22 protein-coding genes are annotated in these 24,182 nt (G+C 61.1%); 8 read left to right on the top strand and 14 right to left on the bottom strand.

Annotated elements, in window-relative coordinates:
- Positions 1-537: 537 nt before the first annotated feature.
- The 3 genes from AC1DEY_RS19605 to AC1DEY_RS19595 form a co-directional block, all read right to left on the bottom strand.
- Entirely contained in the window at positions 538-1,479 is a 942-nt protein-coding gene (locus AC1DEY_RS19605; RefSeq protein ID WP_476869434.1) for an NAD(P)H-binding protein, read from the bottom strand.
- 420 nt (positions 1,480-1,899) lie between these two features.
- Positions 1,900-2,406: a flavin reductase family protein gene (locus AC1DEY_RS19600; RefSeq protein ID WP_476869433.1), complete on the bottom strand. Its 507-nt coding sequence runs from the start codon at positions 2,404-2,406 to the stop codon at positions 1,900-1,902.
- 12 nt (positions 2,407-2,418) lie between these two features.
- A complete protein-coding gene (locus tag AC1DEY_RS19595) occupies positions 2,419-3,609 on the bottom strand; it encodes an acyl-CoA dehydrogenase family protein (protein ID WP_476869432.1) in 1,191 nt (396 codons plus the stop codon).
- Between the two features lie 475 nt (positions 3,610-4,084).
- Here AC1DEY_RS19595 and AC1DEY_RS19590 point away from each other — a divergent pair, with 475 nt between their 5' ends.
- Positions 4,085-6,499, top strand: coding sequence for an ATP-binding protein (locus AC1DEY_RS19590; protein WP_476869431.1), 2,415 nt, complete (start codon positions 4,085-4,087; stop codon positions 6,497-6,499).
- Positions 6,500-7,042: 543 nt separating this feature from the next.
- Here AC1DEY_RS19590 and AC1DEY_RS19585 read toward each other — a convergent pair.
- The 6 genes from AC1DEY_RS19585 to AC1DEY_RS19560 form a co-directional block, all read right to left on the bottom strand.
- Positions 7,043-7,336: an antibiotic biosynthesis monooxygenase family protein gene (locus tag AC1DEY_RS19585; RefSeq protein WP_476869430.1), complete on the bottom strand. Its 294-nt coding sequence runs from the start codon at positions 7,334-7,336 to the stop codon at positions 7,043-7,045.
- A gap of 203 nt (positions 7,337-7,539) precedes the next feature.
- Entirely contained in the window at positions 7,540-8,817 is a 1,278-nt protein-coding gene (locus AC1DEY_RS19580; RefSeq protein WP_476869429.1) for an MFS transporter, read from the bottom strand.
- Between the two features lie 634 nt (positions 8,818-9,451).
- On the bottom strand, positions 9,452-10,687 hold the full coding sequence (locus tag AC1DEY_RS19575; protein ID WP_476869428.1) for an NAD(P)/FAD-dependent oxidoreductase: 1,236 nt from the start codon (positions 10,685-10,687) through the stop codon (positions 9,452-9,454).
- Positions 10,688-10,733: 46 nt separating this feature from the next.
- Positions 10,734-10,925, bottom strand: coding sequence for a ferredoxin (locus AC1DEY_RS19570; protein WP_476869418.1), 192 nt, complete (start codon positions 10,923-10,925; stop codon positions 10,734-10,736).
- 453 nt (positions 10,926-11,378) lie between these two features.
- Entirely contained in the window at positions 11,379-12,434 is a 1,056-nt protein-coding gene (locus AC1DEY_RS19565; RefSeq protein ID WP_476869427.1) for a maleylacetate reductase, read from the bottom strand.
- Positions 12,431-13,345 (bottom strand): dioxygenase family protein, encoded by a 915-nt coding sequence (locus tag AC1DEY_RS19560; protein ID WP_476869426.1) that lies wholly within the window; start codon positions 13,343-13,345, stop codon positions 12,431-12,433. The genes AC1DEY_RS19565 and AC1DEY_RS19560 overlap by 4 nt, the downstream gene beginning before the upstream one ends.
- A gap of 106 nt (positions 13,346-13,451) precedes the next feature.
- On the opposite strand from AC1DEY_RS19560, the gene AC1DEY_RS19555 reads away from it, so the two are divergent.
- A complete protein-coding gene (locus AC1DEY_RS19555) occupies positions 13,452-13,574 on the top strand; it encodes a hypothetical protein (RefSeq protein WP_476869425.1) in 123 nt (40 codons plus the stop codon).
- 14 nt (positions 13,575-13,588) lie between these two features.
- On the opposite strand, the gene AC1DEY_RS19550 is transcribed toward AC1DEY_RS19555, so the two are convergent.
- The 5 genes from AC1DEY_RS19550 to AC1DEY_RS19530 form a co-directional block, all read right to left on the bottom strand.
- Positions 13,589-14,296: an alpha/beta fold hydrolase gene (locus tag AC1DEY_RS19550; protein ID WP_476869424.1), complete on the bottom strand. Its 708-nt coding sequence runs from the start codon at positions 14,294-14,296 to the stop codon at positions 13,589-13,591.
- Positions 14,297-14,348: 52 nt separating this feature from the next.
- Complete coding sequence (locus AC1DEY_RS19545) at positions 14,349-15,146, bottom strand: SDR family oxidoreductase (protein ID WP_476869423.1); 798 nt, start codon at positions 15,144-15,146, stop codon at positions 14,349-14,351.
- Between the two features lie 86 nt (positions 15,147-15,232).
- Positions 15,233-16,063, bottom strand: a complete 831-nt coding sequence (locus AC1DEY_RS19540; RefSeq protein WP_476869422.1) for an HpcH/HpaI aldolase/citrate lyase family protein — start codon at positions 16,061-16,063, stop codon at positions 15,233-15,235.
- A gap of 23 nt (positions 16,064-16,086) precedes the next feature.
- Positions 16,087-17,235 carry a CaiB/BaiF CoA transferase family protein gene (locus tag AC1DEY_RS19535; protein WP_476869421.1) on the bottom strand — a complete coding sequence of 383 codons (1,149 nt, stop codon included), beginning with the start codon at positions 17,233-17,235 and terminating at the stop codon, positions 16,087-16,089.
- 63 nt (positions 17,236-17,298) lie between these two features.
- Positions 17,299-18,504: an FAD-dependent oxidoreductase gene (locus tag AC1DEY_RS19530; RefSeq protein WP_476869420.1), complete on the bottom strand. Its 1,206-nt coding sequence runs from the start codon at positions 18,502-18,504 to the stop codon at positions 17,299-17,301.
- Between the two features lie 119 nt (positions 18,505-18,623).
- Here AC1DEY_RS19530 and AC1DEY_RS19525 point away from each other — a divergent pair, with 119 nt between their 5' ends.
- From AC1DEY_RS19525 to AC1DEY_RS19500, 6 genes are all read left to right on the top strand, one after another.
- Complete coding sequence (locus AC1DEY_RS19525; protein ID WP_476869419.1) at positions 18,624-19,559, top strand: LysR family transcriptional regulator; 936 nt, start codon at positions 18,624-18,626, stop codon at positions 19,557-19,559.
- 172 nt (positions 19,560-19,731) lie between these two features.
- Positions 19,732-19,923 (top strand): ferredoxin, encoded by a 192-nt coding sequence (locus AC1DEY_RS19520; protein ID WP_476869418.1) that lies wholly within the window; start codon positions 19,732-19,734, stop codon positions 19,921-19,923.
- Positions 19,920-21,104 (top strand): cytochrome P450, encoded by a 1,185-nt coding sequence (locus tag AC1DEY_RS19515; RefSeq protein ID WP_476869417.1) that lies wholly within the window; start codon positions 19,920-19,922, stop codon positions 21,102-21,104. The genes AC1DEY_RS19520 and AC1DEY_RS19515 overlap by 4 nt, the downstream gene beginning before the upstream one ends.
- Before the next feature lie 8 nt (positions 21,105-21,112).
- Positions 21,113-22,519: an MmgE/PrpD family protein gene (locus AC1DEY_RS19510; protein ID WP_476869416.1), complete on the top strand. Its 1,407-nt coding sequence runs from the start codon at positions 21,113-21,115 to the stop codon at positions 22,517-22,519.
- A gap of 1 nt (position 22,520) precedes the next feature.
- A complete protein-coding gene (locus AC1DEY_RS19505) occupies positions 22,521-23,345 on the top strand; it encodes an HTD2 family dehydratase (RefSeq protein ID WP_476869415.1) in 825 nt (274 codons plus the stop codon).
- Between the two features lie 406 nt (positions 23,346-23,751).
- Entirely contained in the window at positions 23,752-23,937 is a 186-nt protein-coding gene (locus tag AC1DEY_RS19500; protein WP_476869414.1) for a hypothetical protein, read from the top strand.
- The last annotated feature ends 245 nt before the right edge of the window (positions 23,938-24,182 follow it).

The raw sequence follows: 24,182 nt of genomic DNA, 5'->3' as shown, positions 1-24,182 counted from the left end.
CGTTAAAGCAAAAACCCCCTCTGACGAGGGGGAATGCTGTGCCCGAGGTGGGACTCGAACTGCATTCGCTCCCCCGCAAACGCTGCCATCAGGCTTCGACCGTGAAGGCAACTAAAGAGGGGGCAAGGCAGGGAAAAGTCCCGTAGAAACTCGGGCTTAGTTGCGAGTCTTGCTACTAAGCCCGAGCGTCCGTACCGCCAACTAAACCGGTCTTCGCCAAACGTCTAGTCCCATTTCGCCAACTAGTGTTCAAACCGCCAAGTAGCCTCCGACCCCACAGAATCAGTCGCTGGTTCAACTAGAACGGGACGATTGTTCATGTAAATCGGAACAGGTTCAAATAGCGTGGAATCTCACAGCGGTATACAGCACATCACAATGGAATGTTGTGGTTGGGCTCCTGACAGTCCAGCTGCGCGCCGAAATATCTAAAGTGCTCGATCGAACCCAAGCCTGGTTACGAGCACGGAGACGGCTTCGCCCCTAATTTGCTTGGAGCGAGGCCGTCGTTCCGCACAAGGTCCCTATTGATGGTCCTTATGAAACCTCTGCTGGGATCTGGTCATAGCGAACGGACTTGACGCTTTCCATCACGGACCGGAGGCATTCGGGATCACGCCCTGTTATCAGCTTCACGTGGCCGGAGAGGACCGTCTGGTAACCCTCAGCTATTGCGACTTCGGCAGTGACCAACTCATCGCTTGCCCACATGTGCCCATCGGCGCTTGGCGGCATGCTTGGGTCGTACGTCCTTGGAATACCAATGGAGTCAAAAAAGGCGAGGCGCTCATCAGCTGATATTGGTACGTACTTGATGGGAGTGTCATGCACCTCCGAGCCGATGTACGCGATTTCTTCAAAGGTCAACAGTTCAGGTCCGGTGATTTCATAGACGGCACCAACATGCTTCGCGGACTCAAGCAGGACCGTGGCAGCGCTGCGGGCGACGTCGGCTTTAGCCGCCGGTGCCAAGCGCCCTTTGGCTGTTGCCTGTGAGATGTCACCGCTGGATGTGGCAGGAGCAAGTAGGACGTTGCTGATGATCTCGGAGTAGAGCGCGTTACGGAGGAATGTGTAGTCCAAGCCGGAAGCCCTGAGATCCAGTTCACTCTGGTAGTGATCCCTGGCTGAAAGAGCGGGGTTGTTGGGGTGTATGCCCCCGACCGAGGTGTACACGATGTGGCGGATCCCAGCATGTTTGGCTGCGGCGATTGCGTTTCGCGTTTCGGATACTCGGTGGCCAAGATTAAGGCCGCTGATGAGGAAGAGGACTTCCCCGCCAGTGTAAGCAGCGTTGAGGGAGTCGGGTTCCTGGTAGTCGCCGCGCATCACGCGGATGCCATGTGTTTTGTGCTTGTAGAGCTTTTCTGGTGTGCGCGATACAAGTGTTAATTCGATGTCCGGGTCAGCCGCAAGAAGTATTTTTGTGACTCTGCGGCCAAGATCCCCTGATGCCCCACTGATGATGATACGGCCCAATTCGGGGCCTCCTTTCTGGTGTTTGTTCCCGGCCTCTTTGGCGGGAACCGTCTTGCAAGTGAACTCGGTGTCAGCCGAGCGGGTCCCAGAAGGTTTCTCCCGCATACGTGTCGGACAGAGTGGCCAGCGTTTCGGGCTAGACCTCGGGGTCGACAGCGCGTCGCTGGGCTGGTGCCCTTGTGGTTCGGTCAGGGTCACATCCGTTGATACGTGGTGGATGAAAGCGGTGAAATCGTCCACCATCGATTTGGTGATGCCGTTTCTGGGCGATGCTTTCTCCGGCTTCGCGGCTTGTCAGATCCAACTAGCATGTTCATTTGGATACCCCGTGCTAGAGCCGATTGGCTTGCTGGCCGCGCCTTTGCCCGGCCCGTTGTTTCATATTCGTGCGGAGGTATCCTCCCGGCGCCGTCCATGCCGCTAGACCGTGAGGTTGAGGAAGTTGCCTTGGAGGAAGATCAGGGGTGGGTTGGTGGCGCGTAGTTCAAGGGATTCGACGCGTCCGACGACTTGGTAGTGGTCGCCGATGAGATCGATTTTGTAGCGGGTGCATTCAAGGGTGACGATGGCGTCGTTCAGTAATGGGACTCCGCGGTCCGAGGGGGTCCAGTCGACTTCATCGAAGCGGTCTTCGGAGCGGCGGGAGAATGCTTTGCAGAGCGCCGTTTGGTCCTGGCCGAGGATGTTGACGCCAAAGTGGCTGGCTTCATAGAGGCGGGGCCATGTTTTGGAGGCCTTGTCAACGAAGAAGGCCACCAGGGGCGGTTCCAGCGAGACCGAAGTGAAGGAGCCTACGGTCATTCCGACAGGCCCGGACCTGGTGCCGGCGGTGACGACCGCGACGCTGGTTGGGACATGTCCGAGGACGCGCCGGTAAGTTCGTGCCGGGTCCTCAGCCGGTGTTGGGGGGATCGTGGGGGTGGACATTTTGGCCCTGCCTTAGAGGTTGATGGTTGGCTCTAGGCCCATCAGGACCCGGCCGTAGGCTTCTTTGCCGATTTCTGGGGTGACGAAGGCGTGCCGGGCGGCGATTTCGGAGTCGCGCCAGATCTGGTTCAGCACGTTGGCCTCGGCGAACGAGCCGGCACCGTTGGCGGTCATCAGCGCATCGATGGCATGCCCGATCAGTTCAGCGATGATGCCGGTGTCGTTGCGGATCCGGGCCCGGGTGGGCAGGTCAAGCTGCTGGCCGGCGTCGGCTGCCGTGTCGATGTCCAGGCACATCCGGTTCAACAGCAGTTCTGAGATGTGCAGGTTCGTGGCTGCCTTAGCCACGGCGAGCTGGTGGGTGGGTGAATTCTTGGCGTTGTCGTACATGGTGTAAGCGACCGGTTTGCCGGGCAGCTTCGCCAAGGTGATTTCCAGCGCATGCCGGGCCAGGCCGATCTGCGGGGCAATGAGGATTGCGGCTGCGACGGCATTGAAGGCAACGTTGGCCATGCGGTCGTCTTTGAACGGGGTGAGGAAATTTGAGCTCAGCATGTTGCTGAGGCGTTGTACGCGATGCTCGGGCACAAAATGATTTTCGACCACGATCGTGTCGCTGCCGGTGCCCTTCATCCCGGCGACGAACCAAGTCGGCTCGATGCTCCACGCCTCAGCCGGGACGAGGGCCAGCGCCATCGGGTCATCACCGTCAAGCAGGACACCAAGCGTTGCCCAATCAGCAGCAAAGGAACCGGAGGAATACGGCCACCTGCCACTGATCAGATAGCCCCCTTCAACCCGCTCACTCTTGCTGCCCGGGCTGAACGTGCCGGCCACCTTCGCCAACGGATTGCTCCCGAACACATCCTCCTGGGCCTGCCGGGAAAAGGTCGAGGCGAAACCGGTCCCGACCATCATCAGCGTCGTAACCCACCCGGTGGAACCATCCCCGCGGGAAATTTCCTTCGTTACCTCCACAGCAGTACGCAACGAAGCACCCATACCGCCGTATCGCTTAGGAACCAGCATCCGGAACAGCCCTGCACCTTCCAAGGCCGACACCACCTCCGGAGCCACGCGCCGGGCTTCAGAACCCTGCCCGGCGAACTCCCGGATCAACGGCACCAAATCAGTGGCACGAGCCACCAACCCAGCATTCGGAACATTGATATCTGACAATTCGGCGAGCGACGTCGCTGTCATGGTGCCTCTTTCGTAGTGGGATGTGTTGATGGATGGACCCCAAAAATCTTGGCGGCGAAACACAATTTCGACCTGTCCTCCTTTAGGTGAAGGGCAGATATGCCAAAGAAGCCTGGGCTGGTGTTAAGAATTGCTGTCCTCAGCGGGGAAGATCGCAGATGATCCGCTGGCTTGTGCATCAAGGCAGTCTGGCCAGAGATCCTTCGCGGTCCAGTGATCCGAAACAGCAAAGGAATCGCTGCAACCTTGGCCCGAATCAGAAATGCGGGCTGCGGGGCAATTGTCCGCACGGGTCCCGCCGGCGCCACGCCGGCACGTGGTTGTCGCTGCTACTCTGCGCCTCATCGCGCCTGGCCTTCCGCTTGCTTCAAAGTATCGTTCTGACTGCACCCAGTCTGGTCCCCTGGACCGGATCTAAAACGGGTCAGATGACCCAACCCGCTACGTGTATTGTTTTCTGCATCACAGGAGGGTTATGGGCACCGAAGCAGTAGTTTTTCGATCCACAGGGGGCCATAACCTGACGAGCTTTATTGGACGACGGCGAGAACTTGCCGATGCGCGCGAGCTGATGTCACGCTCCCGCCTCCTAACCCTTGCCGGTCCCGGCGGCGTCGGCAAGACCCGCCTCGCTGCGGAGCTGTCCTCACGGACACGGAAGGCCTTTCGCGACGGAGTGTGGACCGTTGAACTCGCGGCTCTGGATGACAGCGCCTTGGTCGGTTCCCAGATCGCCGCCGCCCTCCGACTCCCCGACCAGTCAAGCCGCTCTCCAACGGAGAGGATTTCGGACTACGTCCAGGAGCGACAGCTGCTTCTGGTCCTCGACAACTGCGAACATCTTCTGGATGCAGTATCAGCCCTGGCAGTCATGCTTTTGGACTTCGCACCAGAATTGCGTGTCATTGCAACGAGCAGGGAACCCTTGAGGATCTTTGGCGAGCAGGTTTACCAAGTACCGCCCCTCAGTGCCCCCGTTGTGTCAAACGGGCATGCGGGTGCGATTGAGGCCTTTGAATCTGTTCGGTTGCTGGTGGATCGGGCCCAAAGTGTGGACGCCGGGTTTGAAATCACTGACGGCAACCGGCTCGCCGTAGCCCGGCTATGCCAAATGCTCGACGGAATCCCGCTCGCAATCGAACTTGCTGCCGCGCGGCTGCGCTCCTTATCGGTTGTTCAGCTTGTGGAACGGTTGGACCGGCGTTTCGATATCCTCACGGGCGGAAGCCGGGCAGCGATTCCTCGGCAGCAAACGCTGAGGGCGCTCATCGATTGGAGCTATGAACTCTGCACGCGGGACGAGCAGCTGTTGTGGGCCAGGCTTGCAGTCTTTCCGGCCGGCTTCGATGTCGAGGCCGTGGAGGAGGTTTGCGGTTTCGGCCAGCTCAACAAACGGGATGTTCTTGACCTGTTGGATCATCTCGTCGCGAAGTCCCTGGTCGTTGCAGAAATCGTCATTGACGGACCCGTTGCTGGCGATCAGCGCAGACGGTACCGCCAGCTGATGACCTTCCGGGAGTACGGTGCAAACCTGCTTGAAAGCATCGGAGAATCTTCTGACTTGCGTCGTCGCCAGCGCGACCACTACCTCGGCAAGGCGTCTGAAACGGTAGCGCTCTGGTGCGGGCCGGACCAGGCAACCCGCCTCGCCGCGGCCAGGCGCGATCATACGAATATCCTCTCAGCGCTGGAATGGTCAGCGACCACGCCGGGAGAGGAACTAGCAGGGATGAATCTTGCGGCTCTGCTCAGGTACCACTGGATCGCCGGCGGCAACCTCAGCGATGGCCGCCGATGGCTCGACCGAGTACTGAGCCTGGACACGCACTGCACACCGGAACGTGGGGCTGCGCTGTGGGTAGCCGCCTGGGTATCCCTGCTTCAGGGGGACGGTGAAGCGGCGCAACAATATCTTGGGGAGTGCCGCGTTATCGCTCGTGACCTGGACCATCAGGTGCTGGCTGCTCATGTTGATCATTGGGAAGCTCTCAGAGAAGTCTTCGGGGGACGACTTGAGCACGCCATTGATCTCTTTCGTAACGCTGCTGCCGTCCATCACCGGGAAGGGGATAGTGCATCAGAACTTACCGCGCTTTTCCTTTTGGCCTGGGCGCAAATGTACGCCGGCCGGATAGAGGACGCCCTCGCAACGTGCCGGGAGGTCCTGGCTGAAAGCGGCAAACGAGGCGAGCGGTGGAGCCGGGCTTACGGGCACGCAGTCATGGGCCTCTGCCAGTGGCACCTGGGCCAACTCGATGAGGCCCGCTACTCCCAGATCGCCGCGCTGGAAATTCAAGGCGACTTCCATGACGGGCTCTGCATTGCACTGACCATCGAGCAGATGTCATGGACCGCTGCCTCGAACGGGCGCTATGAATCAGCGGCAATTCTTTTTCACGCGGCACAGTCGGTATGGAAAGGAATTGGCACCACAATTTCTGCATTTGGTCCTCTTGAAACCGACTTCGAGCAGACTGCGGCCCAAGTACGGAACGAACTCGGGGAAGCCCGGTACCTGTCCATCCTCGACGGCCGGCCCGCGCTATCAATGGATCAGGCCGTGGAGGTCGCGTTGAACTCGGCGCGCGCCGCGTATGTAGCACCGCAGGCAGAAGGCTCCGCGGGTCACAAAAATTCTGCAGCCCACTGTACAGTCAAATCTGTGCTTGTGGATCCTTACAGCCAGCACGGGGGCCCGCAACTTACCGAACGGGAAGAGCAGGTTGCGGCCCTCGTTGCCCAAGGGCGGAGCAATAGGGAAATCGCCGCCGAGCTAGTGCTCTCGCACAGGACAATCGGTCGACACATCGAGCGGATGTTGGCCAAGCTGGGCTTCACCTCACGCACCCAAATCGCGTCCTGGGTCGTCGGCCGGATTAGGGCGGGGTAAACAATCCTGCCCTGCTGGGCATCGCCCGACTGTTGCAGTCCTCAGGCCAGGCTAACCACTTTCCTCGATGTGCAATCCCACCCATGGGTACGCCATCAGGTGCAGAGACGCCCCATACGGGTGAAAGTGTGGCGAGGGCGGATATGGGCTGTTCGGCGGAACTCGCCGCAGGTGCAGGATTCTTTCGAGATAGATGCCGATCTTGCCCATTTGGTACTCCTCATTGAGCGGGGCGGATTGTTTTGTCTCGCAGCGTAGCCGGGACCCGTCCTCGGTAAGGAACAGGTAACACAGGACTAAAACTGCGTCCGGAGCTTCTCCAAACGAGACTAGGTTTAGCTTGAGCCCTTTCGAACTATCACACAAATACGAATTATCGCTCGTTACCATACGTTCTCGATATGCCGGGCGCTGCCCCATGCCCTCATCGGATCGGGATGGCATTAGTGCGGTGCAATATTGAGCATTCAAAAAATGGATGTGTGGGACGAGCCCGATCATCTAGGCTGGTTCATGGCCCACCAAGGGATTCGACTCCCGTGACTATACTTCCTGACCGTTGTAATGGATGACGTTCGGTCGAGTTGCGCAGTGCGCCATCAGCACTCTGCCCAGTTCGTTGGCTTGGAGGGTGCCAGGAAAAGTGTCTGTATGGTCTTCAATTCTTTCCCAACCCACCCGAAGCAGATACGCGGCTGGAGTGTCGACACTTACCAACAGCTCAACGGAAAGGCATCCTTCTGCCTCGAGCAACAAACGCCTGACAGCCGCAAAGTCCACGAGGAACCCGGTTTCGGTTTCTGGATTTATCCGGAGGTCAGCATGTTCGTAGATCATCAGATCCTCTCATCAACTCAGGCATCTGCCAGCAGGCGTGTGCAGATCCGGCCCGCATTTAGGGCCCATTTCCCCGAACCTCGACGCAACGGCTGCCCGCGCCGCCACACTCCCCTGACCGTGTCTCGGCAGTGGAGTCTTAGGCGTCTAAATTGTTGGCAGAGCGTCCCCGGCGTAGTTTCAGCGGGGGACGCTCTGCCCTGTCACGACTCCACGGATACCGCGGCCTTGGCCCCTTCTTGCGTCTTGTCCTTGTAGCCACGAGCAGGCGCGAACAGTGCGAGGAGGCTGACCAGTCCGATGGCCATGACCAAGGCGGAGACGTATACCGGGTCGTTTCCGCCGCGGGCTGCCAGCAGGGCGGTGGCCGCGAGAGGGACGAGACCGCCGCCCAGAGTCGAGGACAATTGGTAGGCCAAGGAGGCACCGGTGTAGCGGGATTCGGCGCCGAACATTTCAGAGATGTATGCGGCGGTGGGCCCGTAAACCATAGCTTGGAGCACGGGGTTGCCAATCAGGAATGCCAGGAAGAGCAGCAGGAGGTTATCTGAGGCGACCATTAGCCAGATGGGGTGAATCATGAGGGTCATGCCGATCACGCCGGCCACCATGACCTTGCGACGGCCGATCCTGTCAGAGAGGGCTGCGAACATCGGGATCGTGAATACATGGATCACCTGGGTCGCGAGGCTGATCCATAGGACTTCGGAGCGGCTGTGGCCTGAAGCGACGGCGTACGGCACGGCAAAGGTGGCCAGCAGGGACTGGACGGCGAAGGCCATGATTGTTGCCAGGCAAGCGATGATGACGGCGCGCGGATACTTGGTGACCACCTCGAGGATCGGGTTTCGCCGACGCGCGTGAGACGAGGCTGCCTGTCGCTGAACTTCAAGGAAGACCGGTGATTCGGCGACCTTGAGGCGAACGAACAGCCCAATGGCGACAAGGGCTGCGCTGAGGAGGAACGGCACCCGCCAGCCCCAGCTCATGAACGCTTCGTCGGGCATCATGCTGCACAGGCTGAACACGGCAGTTGCCAAGGCGGCACCCGCGGGGCCACCCATGTTGGCGAAACTGGCGGAAAAGCCTCGGCGTTCCCGCGTTGAATGCTCCATAGCCATCAGTGCTGCTCCGCCCCACTCGCCACCGACGGCTATACCCTGGATCACGCGCAGGACGATCAGCAGCAGGGGTGCCAGCTGACCTATGGCCGCCTGGGTCGGGATCAGCCCGATGCAGAAGCTCGCACCACCCATCATGAGCATCGTCAGGACGAGCATCTTCTTTCGTCCGAGGCGGTCTCCGAACGGGCCGAAGATCAGTCCGCCCAGCGGCCTGGCCAGATATCCAACGGCCAACGTCGCGAAGGATGCGATCATCCCCATTGCCGGAGACAGGTTTGCGAAGTAGAGAGGGGCAAACACCACGCTGGCGGCCAGGCCGTAGAGCAGGAAATCGTAGAATTCGATTGCGCTTCCCATAAAACTCGAAAAGAGTACCGATTTCATTCGGGCGCTGGTGGGCGTGTTGACTGACATTAAGACTCCTGAATTTGATGTCGCTGTATCGCTGGGATGATGCGACGTCTTATTGGTTTCGAACTTTCATTGAAAAAACTCATGGATCGCTTCGATATCGGATTAGCGCTCTTCAGCCACTTACCGACGCGCCTTTGGTCCCACTGGATGAGGCAGTTATGTCTGCAGGTTCCAGAAGGAGATTCGTTTGAAGGCCAGGACGAGGTCGCTGTGACAGACATCGCTCGACGCCCATTCTGGCTTTGGGCCCCACTATGGCTCGGAACGTGATGGACCGCGCTTTTTGTTAGATGCCGGATCCCACACTCCGCGGACTCGTGAAACAACCTTCCGGGTCGCTACCGCTCCGCCTTCCTCAGAAGCCGATGTACGGGCGGACCGGCATCGCGGCGCGAGCGTTCCTCGAGTCCGTCTCCCGGCGGTCAGTAGGCCATGAGTAAGATTTGGTCCCGGTCGTAGTCCAATCCTGGATGTACTTCGCTCAGGTGTGTACGTACCGAGCTGACGAGCTCGTCATCATCGGCGCCTTCCAGGAGGGAGCCGCAAGGGCAGGAAACATAGCGGCGTCTTTGGACAGTCACGGCACTGGCACCTCTCGGGCCGTGGACTCGAATCCCGAAGCAATACCGAGGGCGACGTCCCATGCGAGGGGCTGGCGGAGCTTCGCGCGCAATTGCACAAACTCCTGGCGCCGTTCGAAGGCCAGGACACCGGTGACGAGATCACCCTTGAGGAAGAGAAATAGCTCGCCGCCCTCGTTCCGGTTGAATACCACTTGCTCCCCTCCCAGCTGATGACCGGCCCACTGGACTCTTTGACCGTGCTGATCCGACCAGAAGAAGGGCACGTTCACGAAGGGAACGAGCGGCTCATCCTTGAGGTACTTCACGGCATTCAGTCCGGCTCCACGCCCCTGCTCCGCGGCGGTGGTCCAGTGCTCGATACGCATGGTGGCGTTGAATCGGGCGTTGGGCCAGCAGACGGCGTCGCCCGCAGCGAACACGCCCTCAACGGTATGGAGATACTCATCGGCGACGATGCCGTTATCCAGCGGGATTCCCGAGGAACCCAGCCAGGAAACGGCTGGCCGCACCCCGACTCCCACGACAATCACATCGGCTGCGACCTCGCGGCCGTCGCTGAGCTGCAAGAATCGGCTGCCATCTCGCTCGATCGTCCCAGTCGCTCCCACGCCGAAAAACGTTGCGACTCCCTTGTAACGGTGGAGCTCTTCGTAAACGCCGGAGACCTCTTCACCGAAACGGATCAAGGGGTGCACAGACAGGTCGATTAGCGAGACCTTGCGACCGTCGCTGATCAACGTCGAAGCGAATTCGCCACCGATGAAGCCGGCGCCGACGATGGCCACGGAGCGCTGACGATCTTCGACGGCTTGGCGCAGCGCCACCGAGTCGTCGAACCGGCGCAATACGTACACGTCCTGCTGGCCTCGGAACATCGGAGGCACGATCGGTTCGCAACCGGTCGTGATGATAGCGGCCCGGTACCTGACCTGGCCGGTATCAGTGGTGACGACCCGGCGCGCCGGATCGATGGCCGTGGCACGCTCCCCGAGACGGTAATGGACGCCCTTCTCTCGCAGTTCACGAGCGACCGGGTAGACGAGAGACTCGATATCGACGTGATCCTTCAAGGGAATCTTTGACAACGGCGGCAGCTCATAGGGCAGGTGAGCCTCCTCACTGATGATGGTGACGTCCAGTTCCGGGGCCTGCCGAGTAACGGTTTCGGCAGCACGCAGTGCTGCCGTGGATCCACCTATGATGACAACGTCGGTAGCGGTCTGGGGCATAGCCGTACTTCCTAACTGGATTCTGAGAGTTGAGAGTGGGTGTTCGTCATGATCGCGAGATCGCTCCCATCGGGCAGCAGAGGATGACTTCTTCGAGGTCGTCCTCGCGCTCATCCTCGACCTCGGAACGCAGCTGTTCGAGCGTGCCGTCCTGGTCGATCCGGAACACGTCGGGCATCAAAGCAGCGCAGGTGCCGTTGGCATCGCAACGTTGCAGGTCCACGTTGAGTTTGATCATGGGAAAGTCGCCCTTCGTCTGGATTATCAGGCCGAGCAGCCCCTACTTCTGAGAAGGAATGCGACGACCATGTCGGTGTTTCCTCTCCACCTTGCGACCATATGAGACATTTCACAAATACCAATATTGCGCCCTTCCCATCTATTTTATGTATGGCTGTTCGCGGTTCCTTGTACTCTCGCGGACCTGTCCGGTGAGCATGAGGGGGTGACAGTGCTTGAGAGTTCGCGGGGGCCGACTCGCGTGGAACAACGGCCATGCTGAGTCCCGTCGCCCGGAGGCGGCAGGCGACGTCCTCGTGAGACGAACTGCGGGTCGGGCTCCTGAGCACCTGTCGGACCACCCCGGTATCGGAGCCCGATGTCACGTGTGCCCCATCCCGGCGGCTCTGCTGCCGAGGGCCGAGGACCCCCAGCTGGCCCTTTCCCGTTCGGGCGGCTCTCGGATCGGTTGTTAGACGGTTTCGCCGTTGAGCGCGGCGGTGAGGAGGGCGCGGATGCCGTCGCCGGTGACCGCGCGCGGGTTAGCGTAGGGGTTGCGGGTGGCCTGTTCGACGACCGTCTCAACGTCGATGTCGGTGAGCCCGAGTTCGCGCAGGGACGCTGGCGCTCCGAGGTCCAGGCTCAGCTGGCGAAGGTAGCTGGCGGGTTCCTGCGCTCCTGTGGCGCGTTGCAGCGCGGCGATGGCCTCCGGCGCGTGTGCGGAGTTGTACGCCAGTGCGTAGGGCAGAACGACGGTATGCGTTTCGGCGTGCGGCAGGTTGAAGGTTCCGCCGAGGGTGTGGCAGAGCTTGTGGTGGAGGGACATGGTTGTGGCTCCCAGGGTGGCTCCGCAGAGCCAGGCCCCGTAGAGGGCGTCCGAGCGGGCCTCAATGTCGGCCGGGTTCTCTGCGATCTTCGGCAGCGCCTTGACCAGGGCGCGGGTGCCTTCCTCTGCCATGAGGGAGATGATGGGGGATCCGTCGGGCGCATACAGCGCCTCGACGGCGTGGGCGATGGCGTTGAATCCGCTGGTGACGGACATGCCCACGGGCAGGGTCAGGGTCAGTTCGGGGTCGTAGATGACGCTTGTGGGCAGCACCTTGGGATCGCGGCCGGTCTTTTTCTCTCCCTCGGCGGTGAGGCCCCAGATGGGAGTCATTTCGGAACCGGCGTAGGTGGTGGGTACCGCGATGATGGGGGCCCCGAACTCCAGTGCGATGGCCTTGCCCAGTCCGGTCGTGGAGCCGCCGCCCACAGCGACGTACCCGTCGGCCCCGGCGGCCTTGGCGACATCGCGTGCGCGGTGGGCAGATTCGACCGGAACGTGCATCTGGGCTTCGGGGTGCACGCCGGCGCTGAGCTCCCCGAGCTGATCTGAGACTTCCCGGGCCAGGTCCTCCTGGAAGGAGGTGGAGAGGACCAGTACACGCCGCAGGCCGAGGCGGCGGACTTCGTCGGGCAGTGACTTGAGCGAGCCGGTTCCGAAGGTGACGCGCATCGGCAGGGACTGGTACTGGAAGTCCTTCATCGGACGATCTCCTTGACGGTCTCATTGCTATCTTCGTGGGGACGGGCTTCGGGGTGCAGGACGATGTCGATGACGCCTTCGACGAAGGGCGCCGCCACTCCGAGGGCCGCGGCCGCTTCGGGATCCGCGTTGGTGGTGAAGGGCTTGATGAGGCTTTCCTTTACCGCAAACACTGCGTCCGAGTCGATGTATTCGCTGCCGCCGACGAAGATGTGCGTGGTCAATTTCATGTAGTCGGGTGCGGCGACGATGAAGTGGATGTGGGCAGGGCGGTAGGGGCGCCTCTCGGTGGCGCGCAAAAGGTCGCCCACGGGTCCGTCGGTTGGGATCGGGTAGTAGCTGGGGATGACGCTGCGGAAGTAGAACTCGCCGTGTTCGTCGGCTGTGAACAGACCCCGCCCGTTGCCGATGGTTTGGATGCCGGGCTGTTGGACGTCGTAGAAGCCTTTGGTGTTGGCCTGCCAGACATCGATCCTGGCGCCGGGCACTGGTTCCCCGGTGACCGAAGTGATGCTTCCTCGGACGACGCACACGTCGCCCTCGCTCTCGGCAGAGATGTTTTCGCCCAGGACCCGTTCCGGTGACTGAACCATGTGAAAGGGGCCGAGGACTGTTGAATCTGTTGCGTCCGGGGTTTCTTCGTCGTTGATCGTCTCGACCAGCATCGAGACTCCGAGCACATCGGAGAGCAGGATGAATTCCTGCCGTACGTCGTCGCACTTCTGCCCGGTGGCGGTGAGGAAGTCGATAGCTGCTTCCCACTCCTGTATGCTCGGGGCCACTTCGCGGACGAACTCGTGAAGGTGGTGGGTGAGGCTTTCCAGCACGGCTTTCAGCCGTTGGTCGGGCGTGTTTTTGAAGCTGCCGACGACAGCGGCGGTGAGCGATTCAGGCCCCAGGTCTGTGGTCATGGTGGACGTTTCCTTAGGTCGGCTTTTGTAGGTGCGTCAGGATCCGGGGTGGAAGGCCGGAGCTGGGAAAAGGCGGGCCGCCCCAGCGTCCCCCGCAAACGCTTGGATGACGGGTAACCCGGGGTCGATCAGCGGCGACCGGCCCTTCTGGATCGGGATCCGCCAGGCGGTGCCGCAGCCGTCCCGGATGTTCTCCGGTGTTGTGCTGGCCGCCCAGTACCAGGCCTGACCAGTGACGAAAACTCATGTGATCGCAATCTTTTGATCATTCTGAGCTGCATCTTCTGTTAGAGCGCGAATGAAATCAGCCAGCGCAGCCGCGGCCTCGGCCGGCTGTTCCAGCGGGGTGAAGTGCCCACTGCCCTTGATAAGGACAAGCCGCGCATTAGGGAGCCGGTGTGCCAGGTCTTCGCTCAGCTTCGGCGGGGTGATGGTGTCCTCGTTGCTGCCCACTACGAGGGTGGGGCATGTGATGGTGTTCAGTTCCGCACGTCGGTCCGAACGGCCAAGGACGGCGCGCTGCTGGTCGACGAACACCCGCGGGCCGAGTTCTTTGGTCATCGCTGCCGCGAGGCGCTGGATCTCGGGAATGCCCCGTGATACGACCGGAGTCGTGCGATCGATTGCCCTCTGGAAGGCGCCGGATTCGACGAGGGAGATTAGGTCGATCGAGTTTTGTCGGCGGTCCTCAGGCGCGGCGACGGCCGAGGTGTTGAACAACGCCAGCGCCTTCACTCTACCGGTGTTCCGCAGTGCGATTTCAAGGGAGAGGTACCCGCCCATCGAGATCCCGACGAGGATGAATTCCTTGGGTGCTTTGGACAGAACATGGTCTGCCATTGCCTCAATTGTCTTCCCTTCACCGCGAATGACCGTGCAGTCGAACTCGGCGCCGAGTTCGTCAATGACCGGCTGCCACAGGCGGGAATCGGCACCCAGGGCCGGAAGCATAACTAGCTGGGGGTGTGTCACGGGGATTCTCGTTTCGATTGGTGGGTGGTGGTCAGGATGCGGCGCCGTCGACGTGCAGCACCGTGCCGGAGGTGAATGCGGCCGCCTCGGAGACGAGGTAGGCAACGGCTGCGGCAATCTCGTGTCCGGTTCCGGGTCTGCCCACGGGGATGGCGGCGGCGGTGGCGGCTCTGTCTTCCTCACCCATGGATTCGAACGAGTCGCGAACCCGGCCCGTGGTCGGGAGGACGAGGCCCGGGGCGATGGCGTTGACGGTGATTCCGGTACTGCCGAGGTCCTTGCCGAGCTGCTTGGTGAGGCTGACGATGCCTCCCTTGGAGGCAGCGTAAGCCAGACGGGCCCCCACGGTTCCGGAAGGGCCATCGAGGCCGTCGGCGACGAGGGAAGAGAAGTTTACGATGCGCCCATAGCCGCGCTTCAACATGATCGGAACGGCGTGCTGGGCGCACAGGAACGTGCTGGTCAGGTTGCTTTCCACCACGGAGCGCCAGATTTCCCCGCTGAGTTCGGATAGATCGCGCACTATTGCGGTGCCGCTGCCTCCAGCTGCGCTGACGAGCGCATCGATTCGCCCGAACTCGTCTTCGATACGATTGAATGCTTTGTTGACGATGGATTCGTCGGACAGGTTCCCGGCTATGGTAAGGACCTTGAGACCGGGGAACCTGGCACCAAGCCGGTCCACTGCGGTTTCCAGTGCCGCCTTGGAGACATCAAGCAGTGCAAGGTCGAATCCGTCATCCGCGAGATGATCCGCGATGTCGTTGCCAAGACCACCCCCACCGCCGGTGATCACGGCGACCGGTCGCTCGTTCACGTGCCTACTCATCTGTCCTCCTTGGCCGTGAACTTCACGGCGTTTTTTCTCGATCTACCGTCGAGGTTTTTGATTGCATGCATGCCGTTAACGGCAGGTCACGGTGCGCCGGCAGAGCTGCTTGTCGGGATCGTGCTTACGCATTCAGGCCGGCGCGCGAGAATGGCTTGTGCACGAAGCAGCACGGGGGCATCGACCATTTGCCCGTCGACTTTGACCACAGCTTCTCCCTCCTTGGTGGACTCCACGACGCGCCGTGCCCACGTGATCTCGTCATCGCTGGGACGGAAAGCGCTGTGTGTCACGGCGACCTGACGCGGATGTATGAGCAGCTTCCCGGACATCCCCAACTCGAGAGCGGCGTGCAGGTCATCGTTTAGCAAAGAGTCGTCGTCGAGTTTTGAGGTCACGCCGTCCAGCGGACCGGGGAGGCCCTGCGAGCGGGAGGCAAGGACCAACAGCGATCGAGCCATCAGCATTGCGCGCTGGTTCGGCTGGGCCGCGATGTCCGCAGCCAGGTCGAGCTCTCCAAACGCCAACCGGGCCACTCCGGGGACACTTGCCAAAGAATTGGCCGCCAGGACGCCGGAAGCCGATTCGATCAGCGCGATCACGGGCCGCTCCACCGCCTCGGAAATCCTTAACAGAGCATCTGGGTTCTCGGCCTTCGGGACCATCACTCCGAGAAGACCGGGAAGCCCCGTCAAAGCCTCGAGGTCCTCGTCCCGTCCGATCCGTACCAGAGCATGACCCGTTCCTGACAGCCAGGCAGTGACCGCTTGCAGTGCCGCGTCTTTGTTCTCTGCGCTGACAGCGTCTTCCAGGTCGAGGACGACCACATCGGTCCCGGAGGCCACGGCCTTCGAGAACCTCTCGGGCCGGTCTCCCGGAACGAAGAGAAACGAACGAGCGCTTTGGAGTGTGACCACAGGATCCTGAATGCTTAGCGGTCTCATGTGGTTTCCAGCACCCCGAACTCGGTCAAAACCCGCTCAGTGTCCTCTCCCACGTCGGGGACACGGTTCATTACCGGTTCCTGCCCCATGAAGGTCGCCGGCGGAATCAGTGCCCGCAAGGGTCCGGCTGGTGAATCATATTCCCGCCATCTGTTGCGTGCCGCCAGCTGGGGGTGGTCCGCAAACCCCTGCATGTCGCGTAGCAAGGCGTTCGCGATGCCGGCGTCCTCGAGCAAGTCCACGACCTCATCTGCAGTGTGCCGGGCAAGGGCCTGCTCGATCACCGAGGTAAGGTCCATGGAGTGCTCAACACGCAGGGAATTGCGGACGAAGCGTTCGTCCTCGGCCACTTCTCGACGGCCGAGGACCCGATCGCAGAAAGTAGCCCACTCACGTTCGTTTTGGATGCCTAAGAAGACCTGCTTCGAGTCGCCGCAAGTGAAGGGACCGTAGGGGGCGATGGCAGCGTGCGAGGCGCCTGTGCGTTTCGGCGCGGCCCCACCGTACACGGCATAGTTCATCGGGAAGCCCATCCACTCCCCCAGCGCCTCGAGCATGGATAACTCGATGGTGGCTCCCTCCCCGGTCTGCTGGCGTTGGATCAGGGCAGTGAGGATGCCTGAGTATGCGTACATGCCAGAGGCAATATCCGCAATCGAAATACCGACCTTGGAGGGGGTTGCGTCGGTGCCGGTGATGGAGACTAGGCCGGCTTCGCACTGCACAAGCAGGTCGTAGGCCTTCTTCGATGAATACGGGCCGTCGGCGCCATAACCGGAGATCGAGACGTGAATCAGCTCAGGACGCTCGCCACGCAGAGCTTCAGCGCCGAGCCCAAGACGCTCTGCCGCACCGGGAGCCAGGTTCTGCACGAACACATCCGCGCTGCGCACCAACTCGTGAACGGCATGATTGCCCTCCGGGCTCTTCAAATCCAGTGCCACCGATTCTTTAGACCGGTTCAACCAGACAAAGTGGCTTGCCATGCCCTTGACGGTTTCGTCGTATCCGCGGGCAAAGTCGCCCGGACCGGGCCGCTCGATCTTGATGACCCGAGCGCCCAGATCGGCAAGTTGGCGCGTTGCGAACGGCGCGGCGACTGCTTGTTCGAGCGAGACGACGGTGATGCCGCTCAGAGGAAGCATGTAAAGACTCCTGACGTGATGATGCCGGATGGCTGGCTGTTTCGGTGATGCTGGAAGAAAGTCTTAGACCCGCATCAGCGAGGGCGTCTCGAGCGTTTTAGTGAAGTAGAGGACCTCCGCGGCGAGCTCAGGATCGGCGCTCATGCGCCGGAACACCTCCAGGTCCTTGTCCCTGCGGACCGGATCCGACGAGTGAAAGATCAACTGTTTGTTGGCCGTGGCGCGGGGACTGGCTTTTGTTATGAAGGCGGTGCGGCGCAAATCCGCGTACGCATCGAGGACGGAATCGTCCGCCTGCCCGGAGATCACGGCGCCCAGGGCCTCGTTGAGAACATAGGAGTCGAACAGACCCATGGTCAGTCCGAAGCCGCCCGTGGGATTCGTGGCGTGAGCGGCGTCGCCGGCCAGCAGGACTCGGCCGACGCGGTACGTGGGAGCGCTGCGCTGATGCATGCGGTAGGGGGCAATGGCGTCCAGCGTCGTGCCCGCGGCCACCTCGGGGCCGAAGATCTGCTCCAGGAAGCGCGGGAGCCGTTCGACGACCCCTTCTTCGGGCAGGACGGCGTCTTCCATGTATGTGTAGCGCCACAGGCCGTGCGGACCCGAGTTGTCGATTTTTACGATGATCGCCCCGAAGACGTCGTCGACATAGAACGTGGTCTGGGCCCAGCCCCTACGGTCGTCAGGGAACCGGATGTTGGCGGCAACGAACCGCTCGGGCCACGTGAATCCCTCGAACGGAAGATCCAGGGCGTTCCTGACAGCGGAGCTTGCACCATCGGCTGCGATAAGCCACGGAGCGCGCAACTTCACGGGATTTCCCTCGTGTTCCGCGGTGACGGTGACCACTTCGCGGTCCTGCGTGACCCCGGTGACCTTGTGTCCCCAGAGCACTCGCACATTCGGGAACTGCTCGAGGTGGCGCAAGATGATCTTGGCCAACGCATCCTGGCCCAGGTGGAGGTTATAGGGGTGAGTGACGCGGCCCTCCAGCGCCTGCAGGCCGTAGTTGATGGTTTCTCCCGTGTCCCGGACGTAATGGGCATAGTCCTGCTTGAGGAAACCGGCTTGGGTAGCGTCTTCGAAAAGGCCGAGCCGTTCAAGCCCGTCCAGAGTGGACCAGTGGTAGAGGATGGCCCGGGGGGCGTCCTGTGGCTCCGATGCGCGTTCGACGACGGTGACGTCGAGTCCCTGCTGTGCCAGGCCCAGCGCATTGAGCAGACCCGTAGGACCGGCTCCGGCCACGATCACCTGCTGCTGGTATGTCATGTTGCCTCCGTTGTGGACGTGCTTTAGAAAGTTGAGCGTGGCCGCCCTCACATCAACCGTCACCCAGATCGAGTCATACATCAAATACCAATTTGTAGCGGTTCCCATATGCTAAATGCATGGATCTTCGGAATGTTCGCTATTTCATCGCCGTTGCTGAGAACGGCTCTATCACCGAGGCGTCCCACGCCCTGCGCATCTCGCAGCCGCCGTTGAGCATGGCGATGGCCAAACTCGAGAAGGAGGTCGGAGTGACATTGTTCGAGCGCAAGCCCCGCGGCATCGAACTAACGTCCGCCGGCGAGTACCTTCACCACGCCGGTCAGCGCCTGCTCGCCGAGGAGCGCAGAATCGCGGAGACGCTGCGATCCATGGGCCAAGGGCTCGCTGGCGAACTCAAGTTGGGGTGTGAACCGATGTGCCTATGGCGGATCGGCAGCACCAAGATCTCTGAATTCCTCTCGATTTACCGCAACGTGACGCTGGATCTGACCGACGCCAATCCCAAGGTGCAGTTGGACCGGCTCGCCGACGGCACCCTGGACTTGGCGATCATGCCGGTCGTGGCCGAGGAGCCGCTCCAACCTATCAACGGGGTGCATTTCGACGTGAAGATTGTTGACGAGCTTCCACTGACTCTTATCGCACCCAAGTCCTGGGGGCTCGATGAGACCACGCCACTCGATGTGGCGACGCTGGCCGACGCTACCTGGATCCTGCCCGCCCGAATCCCGGGGGTACGCATCCTGTGGCGGATCTGGTCCGACAAGTTCGCGTCGACGGGGGCGAATCCGACAGGGGTTATTCCGGTGCCCACGGTCATGACTGCGGCGCAGTTGGTCGGTGCTGGGGTGGGCGTATCTCTTTCCAGTTTAGAGATGGCCCGGCTCCACCCCGACGTCGCCCAAATCCCGGTAACCGGGGGGTGGCCGAACGTGCCAATTGCAATCGTGAGGCGAAGGGAAGGAGTCGTGACTCCAGTCGCCGAGCGGTTCGCGGCACTGTTTTTCGACGATCAGATCCCGGTCGACCCACACGTACCTGCCTCGCCATAACAGTGGCTGTGACCTATGGCATATCTGAAATAGATGGGTAGGGCCCGATATTGGTATTTGTGAAATGTCTCATGCGCCCGCAAGGTAGACCATGAACGACACGGCCGATCGGGTCCCTTCTCAGAAGTAAGGGCTGCTCGGCCTGATAATCCTGACGAAGGGCGACTTTCCCATGATCAAACTCAACGTGGACCTGCAACGTTGCGATGCCAACGGCACCTGCGCTGCATTGATGCCCGACGTGTTCCGGATCGACCAGGACGGCACGCTCGAACAGCTGCGTTCCGAGGTCGAGGATGAGCGCGAGGACGACCTCGAAGAAGTCATCCTCTGCTGCCCGATGGGAGCGATCTCGCGATCATGACGAATACCGTGCCCACATTCGAACTCTTCGCCCCAAACGCGACCGATCATCCCGGTGGCGCGCTTCCAGACGGAGGTATCGCCTCCGGTCCCGAAGGTTACGCGGTCCTGTCCTACCAACTGGCCACCGATGTACTGCGCAATCCACGGTTCGCGAACTCTGCACTGCGACTGATGGAAGAGTTCGGCATCAACGATGGTGCCGTACATGGTTTTCGAGCTCGCAGCATCATCATGCAGGACGGAGCGCAACAGCTGCGCCTGCGCACCCCGCTTGCCCGATTCATGGGCCCCGCGACAGTGCAGAACACCCGTGAAATGCTCACTGATATTGTGACCCGCATCGTAGGGGAACTCGACGACACGAAGCCAGTGGACTTCCACGCAGGCGTAGATCGCCGCATCCCGTCGCTGGTCTACTGCCATCTCGCCGGTGCTCCGCGAACCGACGCCCCCAAAGTGCAGGAACTTTCCGAGCGAACCCTGGCCCTGCTGGCCAGGGATCGCAGCCTGAAGCCCGACATCCTCGCCGCCTACGACGAACTGTTCGAATATCTGGGGGATCTGATGGAACGCAAGCGCGCCCACGGTCTCGGCGACGATATGCTCTCCCACCTGATGACGCTCGCCGACAACGGCAAGCTCACCGAGCAGGAACTCTTCGACGAAGCAACCTCGATGCTCGAAGCGAGTTCGGTAAATACGGGTCACCAGATCGGCCTGGTGGTGTGGAATTTGCTGCGCAACAGAGAAGTCTGGGAGCAGATCGTCGCCGACCCCACCTGGATCCCGACCGCAGTCATCGAAGCGCTTCGCCTTTATCCGCGAACCGGTGTTGTGAGCAAGATTGCCATGGAAGACATCGAGGTCGGAGGCATCACCATCCCCGCCGGAACTGACATGCATGTAGCCGTATGGTCCGCCAACCGCGACCCGGAGAGGTTCGAGAACCCCGGTGAATTCGTCCTGGGCCGCGAGCGGAACCAGCCACTCACGTTTAGCACGGGCCCACACAACTGCCTTGGACAAGGACTCGCCAAGGTGGAGATCGAAGAAGTAGTCGGGCACCTCGTCCGCCACTACCCTCAGGCCCGCGTCGTCGACTCCGAATCCGCCATAAGCCAGACCGCCGGGCGGTGGACGATCAATCAGCTCACCGTCGACCTGGGTCCCCGAGGCTAAGGTACTCCATGTCACTCACATCTGAACGGCAGCAGTCCCTCACCGAACGGCTCGCCGAATACTGGTCCAAGACCAGCTACGAGGACCTCCCACCCGATGTGGTCTCCGGGATCAAAGACCACATCCTCGACACACTCGCCGTCGCCATGGCCGGCATCCCCTCAGAGGAGTCACGCCGCGTCCGTAAAGCCCTCACCGGCATCTCGAACGGCGGCCCAAGCCTCGTCTGGGGAACCTCCGAACGCCTGAACCCCGCACACGCAGCACTCGCCAACGGAACCTCGGCCCACGCCCGGGACTTCGACGACGGTGGCGGCCCGGGACATGCAGGCTCGGCCACCCTGCCGGCTGCGATCGCTGCCGCAGAACTCAGTGGCTCCAGCGGCAAGGAACTGATCGTTGCCGCCTGCGCCGGATACGACATCAGCTATCGGCTCTTGCAGGGCATCGGCGGTTTCGCTGCCCACACCGACCGCGGTTGGCATTCCACCGGTACCTTCGGCACCTTCGCCGCGGCGGCCGCCTGCGCCAAGATCTTCCAGCTTGACACGACCACCTTTGCCGATGCCCTTGGCATCGCCGGATCGTTCACAGGAGGGGTCTGGGCCTTCATCGAGGACGGCGCCTGGACCAAGCGTGTGCACCCGGGCAAAGCGGGAGAATCAGGTATTGACGCTGCCCTTCTCGCCAGGGCGGGTGTCACCGGACCCCATCGGATCTTCGAGGCACCATGGGGTGGAATCTATGCCACCTACGGGGACGGCCACGGTTTCCCCGAACGAGTCCTTGGCCGTCTTGGCGAGACCTTCAATGTCTCCACGTCCTATTTGAAGCCCTACGCATGTTGCCGAGGCAGCCACTCAGCGGTTGATGCAGTGATGAAACTGATCGCTGAACGTGATCTGCGGCCCGCCAACATCCGCTCCATCACAGTGACCGCCGGGGAGACAGCGATCAACATGCTCAACGTCGATCCCATCGAGACAGTGTTCGATGCCCAGTTCAGCCTGCCCTACGCCATCAGCGTGGCGCTGGAGAACCGTTCTGTCGGGCTGGAGCAATTCGACCCGCCCCGCATCGCAGAGCCCCGGATCCAGGAGATCTTCGCCAAGATCTCGATGGTGCTCGACGAATCGATCCAGCTCGAGGACGGCCCTCGCCTTGATTTCGAGCTGATCGACGGCGAAAAGATCACTCTCCCGGCCGGGAATCCGACGGACGCCAAGGGCTCCGAAAAGAACCCCATGACGCACGCCGAGGTTGTCGCCAAGGCACGTGCTCTCCTTCGCCCCTACGGCGAAGAGACGACCGCGAAGCTCATCGACGCAGTGGAAAATCTTGATTCTTCACCCACCATCGACAACCTCATCGCGGCACTCAGCGCTACCACCTACGCGACCAAGATAGAGACCTAAAATGACACCAAATACCTTGACCGACGACCGCATCGAACGCTCGGAGTACGTCGCTGCGGAACCGGTGGAATCCCTCGCTGCAGCCATAAACATCGACATACCCTTCGATGTCGGCGCTACCGTCCCTCCGCTCTGGCATTGGCTCTACCTTTTGGAGCGCAGCCGTGAGAGTGAGCTCGGGCCGGACGGGCACCCCACAGTCGGTATTCCGGCACCTCCAGGACCTGACCGGCGCAGAATGTTCGCCGGTGGTCGGGTTTCGACCTTCGGGCAGCTCAAGATTGGTGCGCCGGCGAGAAAAGTCATTTCCGTGGCTAAGTCAGTCGAGAAGGTCGGCCGGACCGGACCGCTGACGTTCACTACCGTTCGCCATGACATCTTCCAAGCCCACGAGCTCCTGATCCGTGAAGAACAGGACATCGTCTACCGCGCTTCAGGAACCGGCTCCCTGCCCCAACCCCCGACCCCGCCGGCCCCGCCCGCGGGCCGAGTGTTGAGGCAAGCAGTCGATGAACGACTTTTGTTCCGGTTCTCCGCGTTGACGTACAACGCACACAGGATCCACTACGACCGCGACTGGTGCCTGAACGAGGGCTACGATGGCCTCGTCATCCACGGGCCCCTCCTGGCTCTGATGATGGGTGAACACATGCGCCGCGAAGGGATCGACCTGGTCGGGAAGACCTTCGGTTACCGGCTTGCCTCCCCGATGACCAAGCCTCAGACATTCTCCATCGTCCCGGGGCCGAATGGTCTGGAAAACGGTGCCGAGGCGCGCAGCGCCGAAGGTGCAGTCTGCGCGGTGAGCACCCTGTCTGATGTATAGCGCGCCTTTCATTCCTTCGACCAGGCACAGTCGGCTAGGCACTAACTTATGCGCGGCTCGTCACCGGGAAGGCAAAGACAGTGGATGAAACAACGAGTGAATCCAGAAAAGAAGAACCTCTGGAGGACTCCCCCGACTATGAGCTGATCGCGTCACCCTGGATCGGACTCCACTATAAGTGTGAAACAGTCAGTGGCTGGGTGAGTGGGGCCACCCCAATCTGACGTCCTCGGCCGGTCCTTGAATTCCTTGCAGCACGAGACTCAGGACTCGACCTCATATGCAGTCGGGTGGAAGCTTCCGCTTTTCCAGACGAGAGGACTGCAATCAGGGGGTGCTCCGGCAGGAAACCACATCAACGGCAATTACGACCGTACTCGCCGGTCGACCTAGCAAAGGAGGACATGTGTCCTACAAGTTGCATGAGCGGGAAGCCAGCGCTGCCTTCTCGCTAACGGGCAGCGGCCTGTTCCGAAGCCCGGCGCTTCCTGTTTCCCTTGAAGTCATCACTTTGGAGGAGCCCCAAAGCAGAGACGAGAAGCTTAACGGTGCCATCAGCAGGCTCATTCCCACCGCTCTTGAACGCAGGTGAGTATGTCAACTATCTTTGGCCCCGGTGGGACGGTTATTTCTGGCCCCGCTTCATCGGCTTAGCTCGCTGATTGTGGGTTAAGCGTGCGCAGAGGCGGGCGCGGCCCTCACGACTTGAGCGTCTGGGGGTTAAATACTGGGACATCCCCTATGTCGACATTTAGGATGCAGGCATGTTCACCTGCAATTTGACCGTCGTCCGTCAGAGTGGCATGGATCTCACGGTCCAGACTTTGGAGACCACGG

This window comes from Arthrobacter sp. 05T47 (assembly GCF_056395825.1).
The sequence above is the reverse complement of the archived record's forward strand: the minus strand, read 5'-3'. Positions and strand labels throughout refer to the sequence as shown.

Coding starts and splice junctions, on each gene's coding strand:
- AC1DEY_RS19575 (WP_476869428.1), bottom strand. CDS start 10,687: ATGCCCCAGACCGCTACCGACGTTGTCATCATAGGTGGATCCACGGCA.
- AC1DEY_RS19530 (WP_476869420.1), bottom strand. CDS start 18,504: ATGACATACCAGCAGCAGGTGATCGTGGCCGGAGCCGGTCCTACGGGT.
- AC1DEY_RS19545 (WP_476869423.1), bottom strand. CDS start 15,146: ATGAGTAGGCACGTGAACGAGCGACCGGTCGCCGTGATCACCGGCGGT.
- AC1DEY_RS19550 (WP_476869424.1), bottom strand. CDS start 14,296: ATGCTTCCGGCCCTGGGTGCCGATTCCCGCCTGTGGCAGCCGGTCATT.
- AC1DEY_RS19555 (WP_476869425.1), top strand. CDS start 13,452: ATGACGGGTAACCCGGGGTCGATCAGCGGCGACCGGCCCTTCTGGATC.
- AC1DEY_RS19505 (WP_476869415.1), top strand. CDS start 22,521: ATGACACCAAATACCTTGACCGACGACCGCATCGAACGCTCGGAGTAC.
- AC1DEY_RS19585 (WP_476869430.1), bottom strand. CDS start 7,336: ATGATCTACGAACATGCTGACCTCCGGATAAATCCAGAAACCGAAACC.
- AC1DEY_RS19560 (WP_476869426.1), bottom strand. CDS start 13,345: ATGACCACAGACCTGGGGCCTGAATCGCTCACCGCCGCTGTCGTCGGC.
- AC1DEY_RS19535 (WP_476869421.1), bottom strand. CDS start 17,235: ATGCTTCCTCTGAGCGGCATCACCGTCGTCTCGCTCGAACAAGCAGTC.
- AC1DEY_RS19510 (WP_476869416.1), top strand. CDS start 21,113: ATGTCACTCACATCTGAACGGCAGCAGTCCCTCACCGAACGGCTCGCC.
- AC1DEY_RS19580 (WP_476869429.1), bottom strand. CDS start 8,817: ATGGGAAGCGCAATCGAATTCTACGATTTCCTGCTCTACGGCCTGGCC.
- AC1DEY_RS19590 (WP_476869431.1), top strand. CDS start 4,085: ATGGGCACCGAAGCAGTAGTTTTTCGATCCACAGGGGGCCATAACCTG.
- AC1DEY_RS19565 (WP_476869427.1), bottom strand. CDS start 12,434: ATGAAGGACTTCCAGTACCAGTCCCTGCCGATGCGCGTCACCTTCGGA.
- AC1DEY_RS19520 (WP_476869418.1), top strand. CDS start 19,732: ATGATCAAACTCAACGTGGACCTGCAACGTTGCGATGCCAACGGCACC.
- AC1DEY_RS19525 (WP_476869419.1), top strand. CDS start 18,624: ATGGATCTTCGGAATGTTCGCTATTTCATCGCCGTTGCTGAGAACGGC.
- AC1DEY_RS19515 (WP_476869417.1), top strand. CDS start 19,920: ATGACGAATACCGTGCCCACATTCGAACTCTTCGCCCCAAACGCGACC.
- AC1DEY_RS19570 (WP_476869418.1), bottom strand. CDS start 10,925: ATGATCAAACTCAACGTGGACCTGCAACGTTGCGATGCCAACGGCACC.
- AC1DEY_RS19595 (WP_476869432.1), bottom strand. CDS start 3,609: ATGACAGCGACGTCGCTCGCCGAATTGTCAGATATCAATGTTCCGAAT.
- AC1DEY_RS19600 (WP_476869433.1), bottom strand. CDS start 2,406: ATGTCCACCCCCACGATCCCCCCAACACCGGCTGAGGACCCGGCACGA.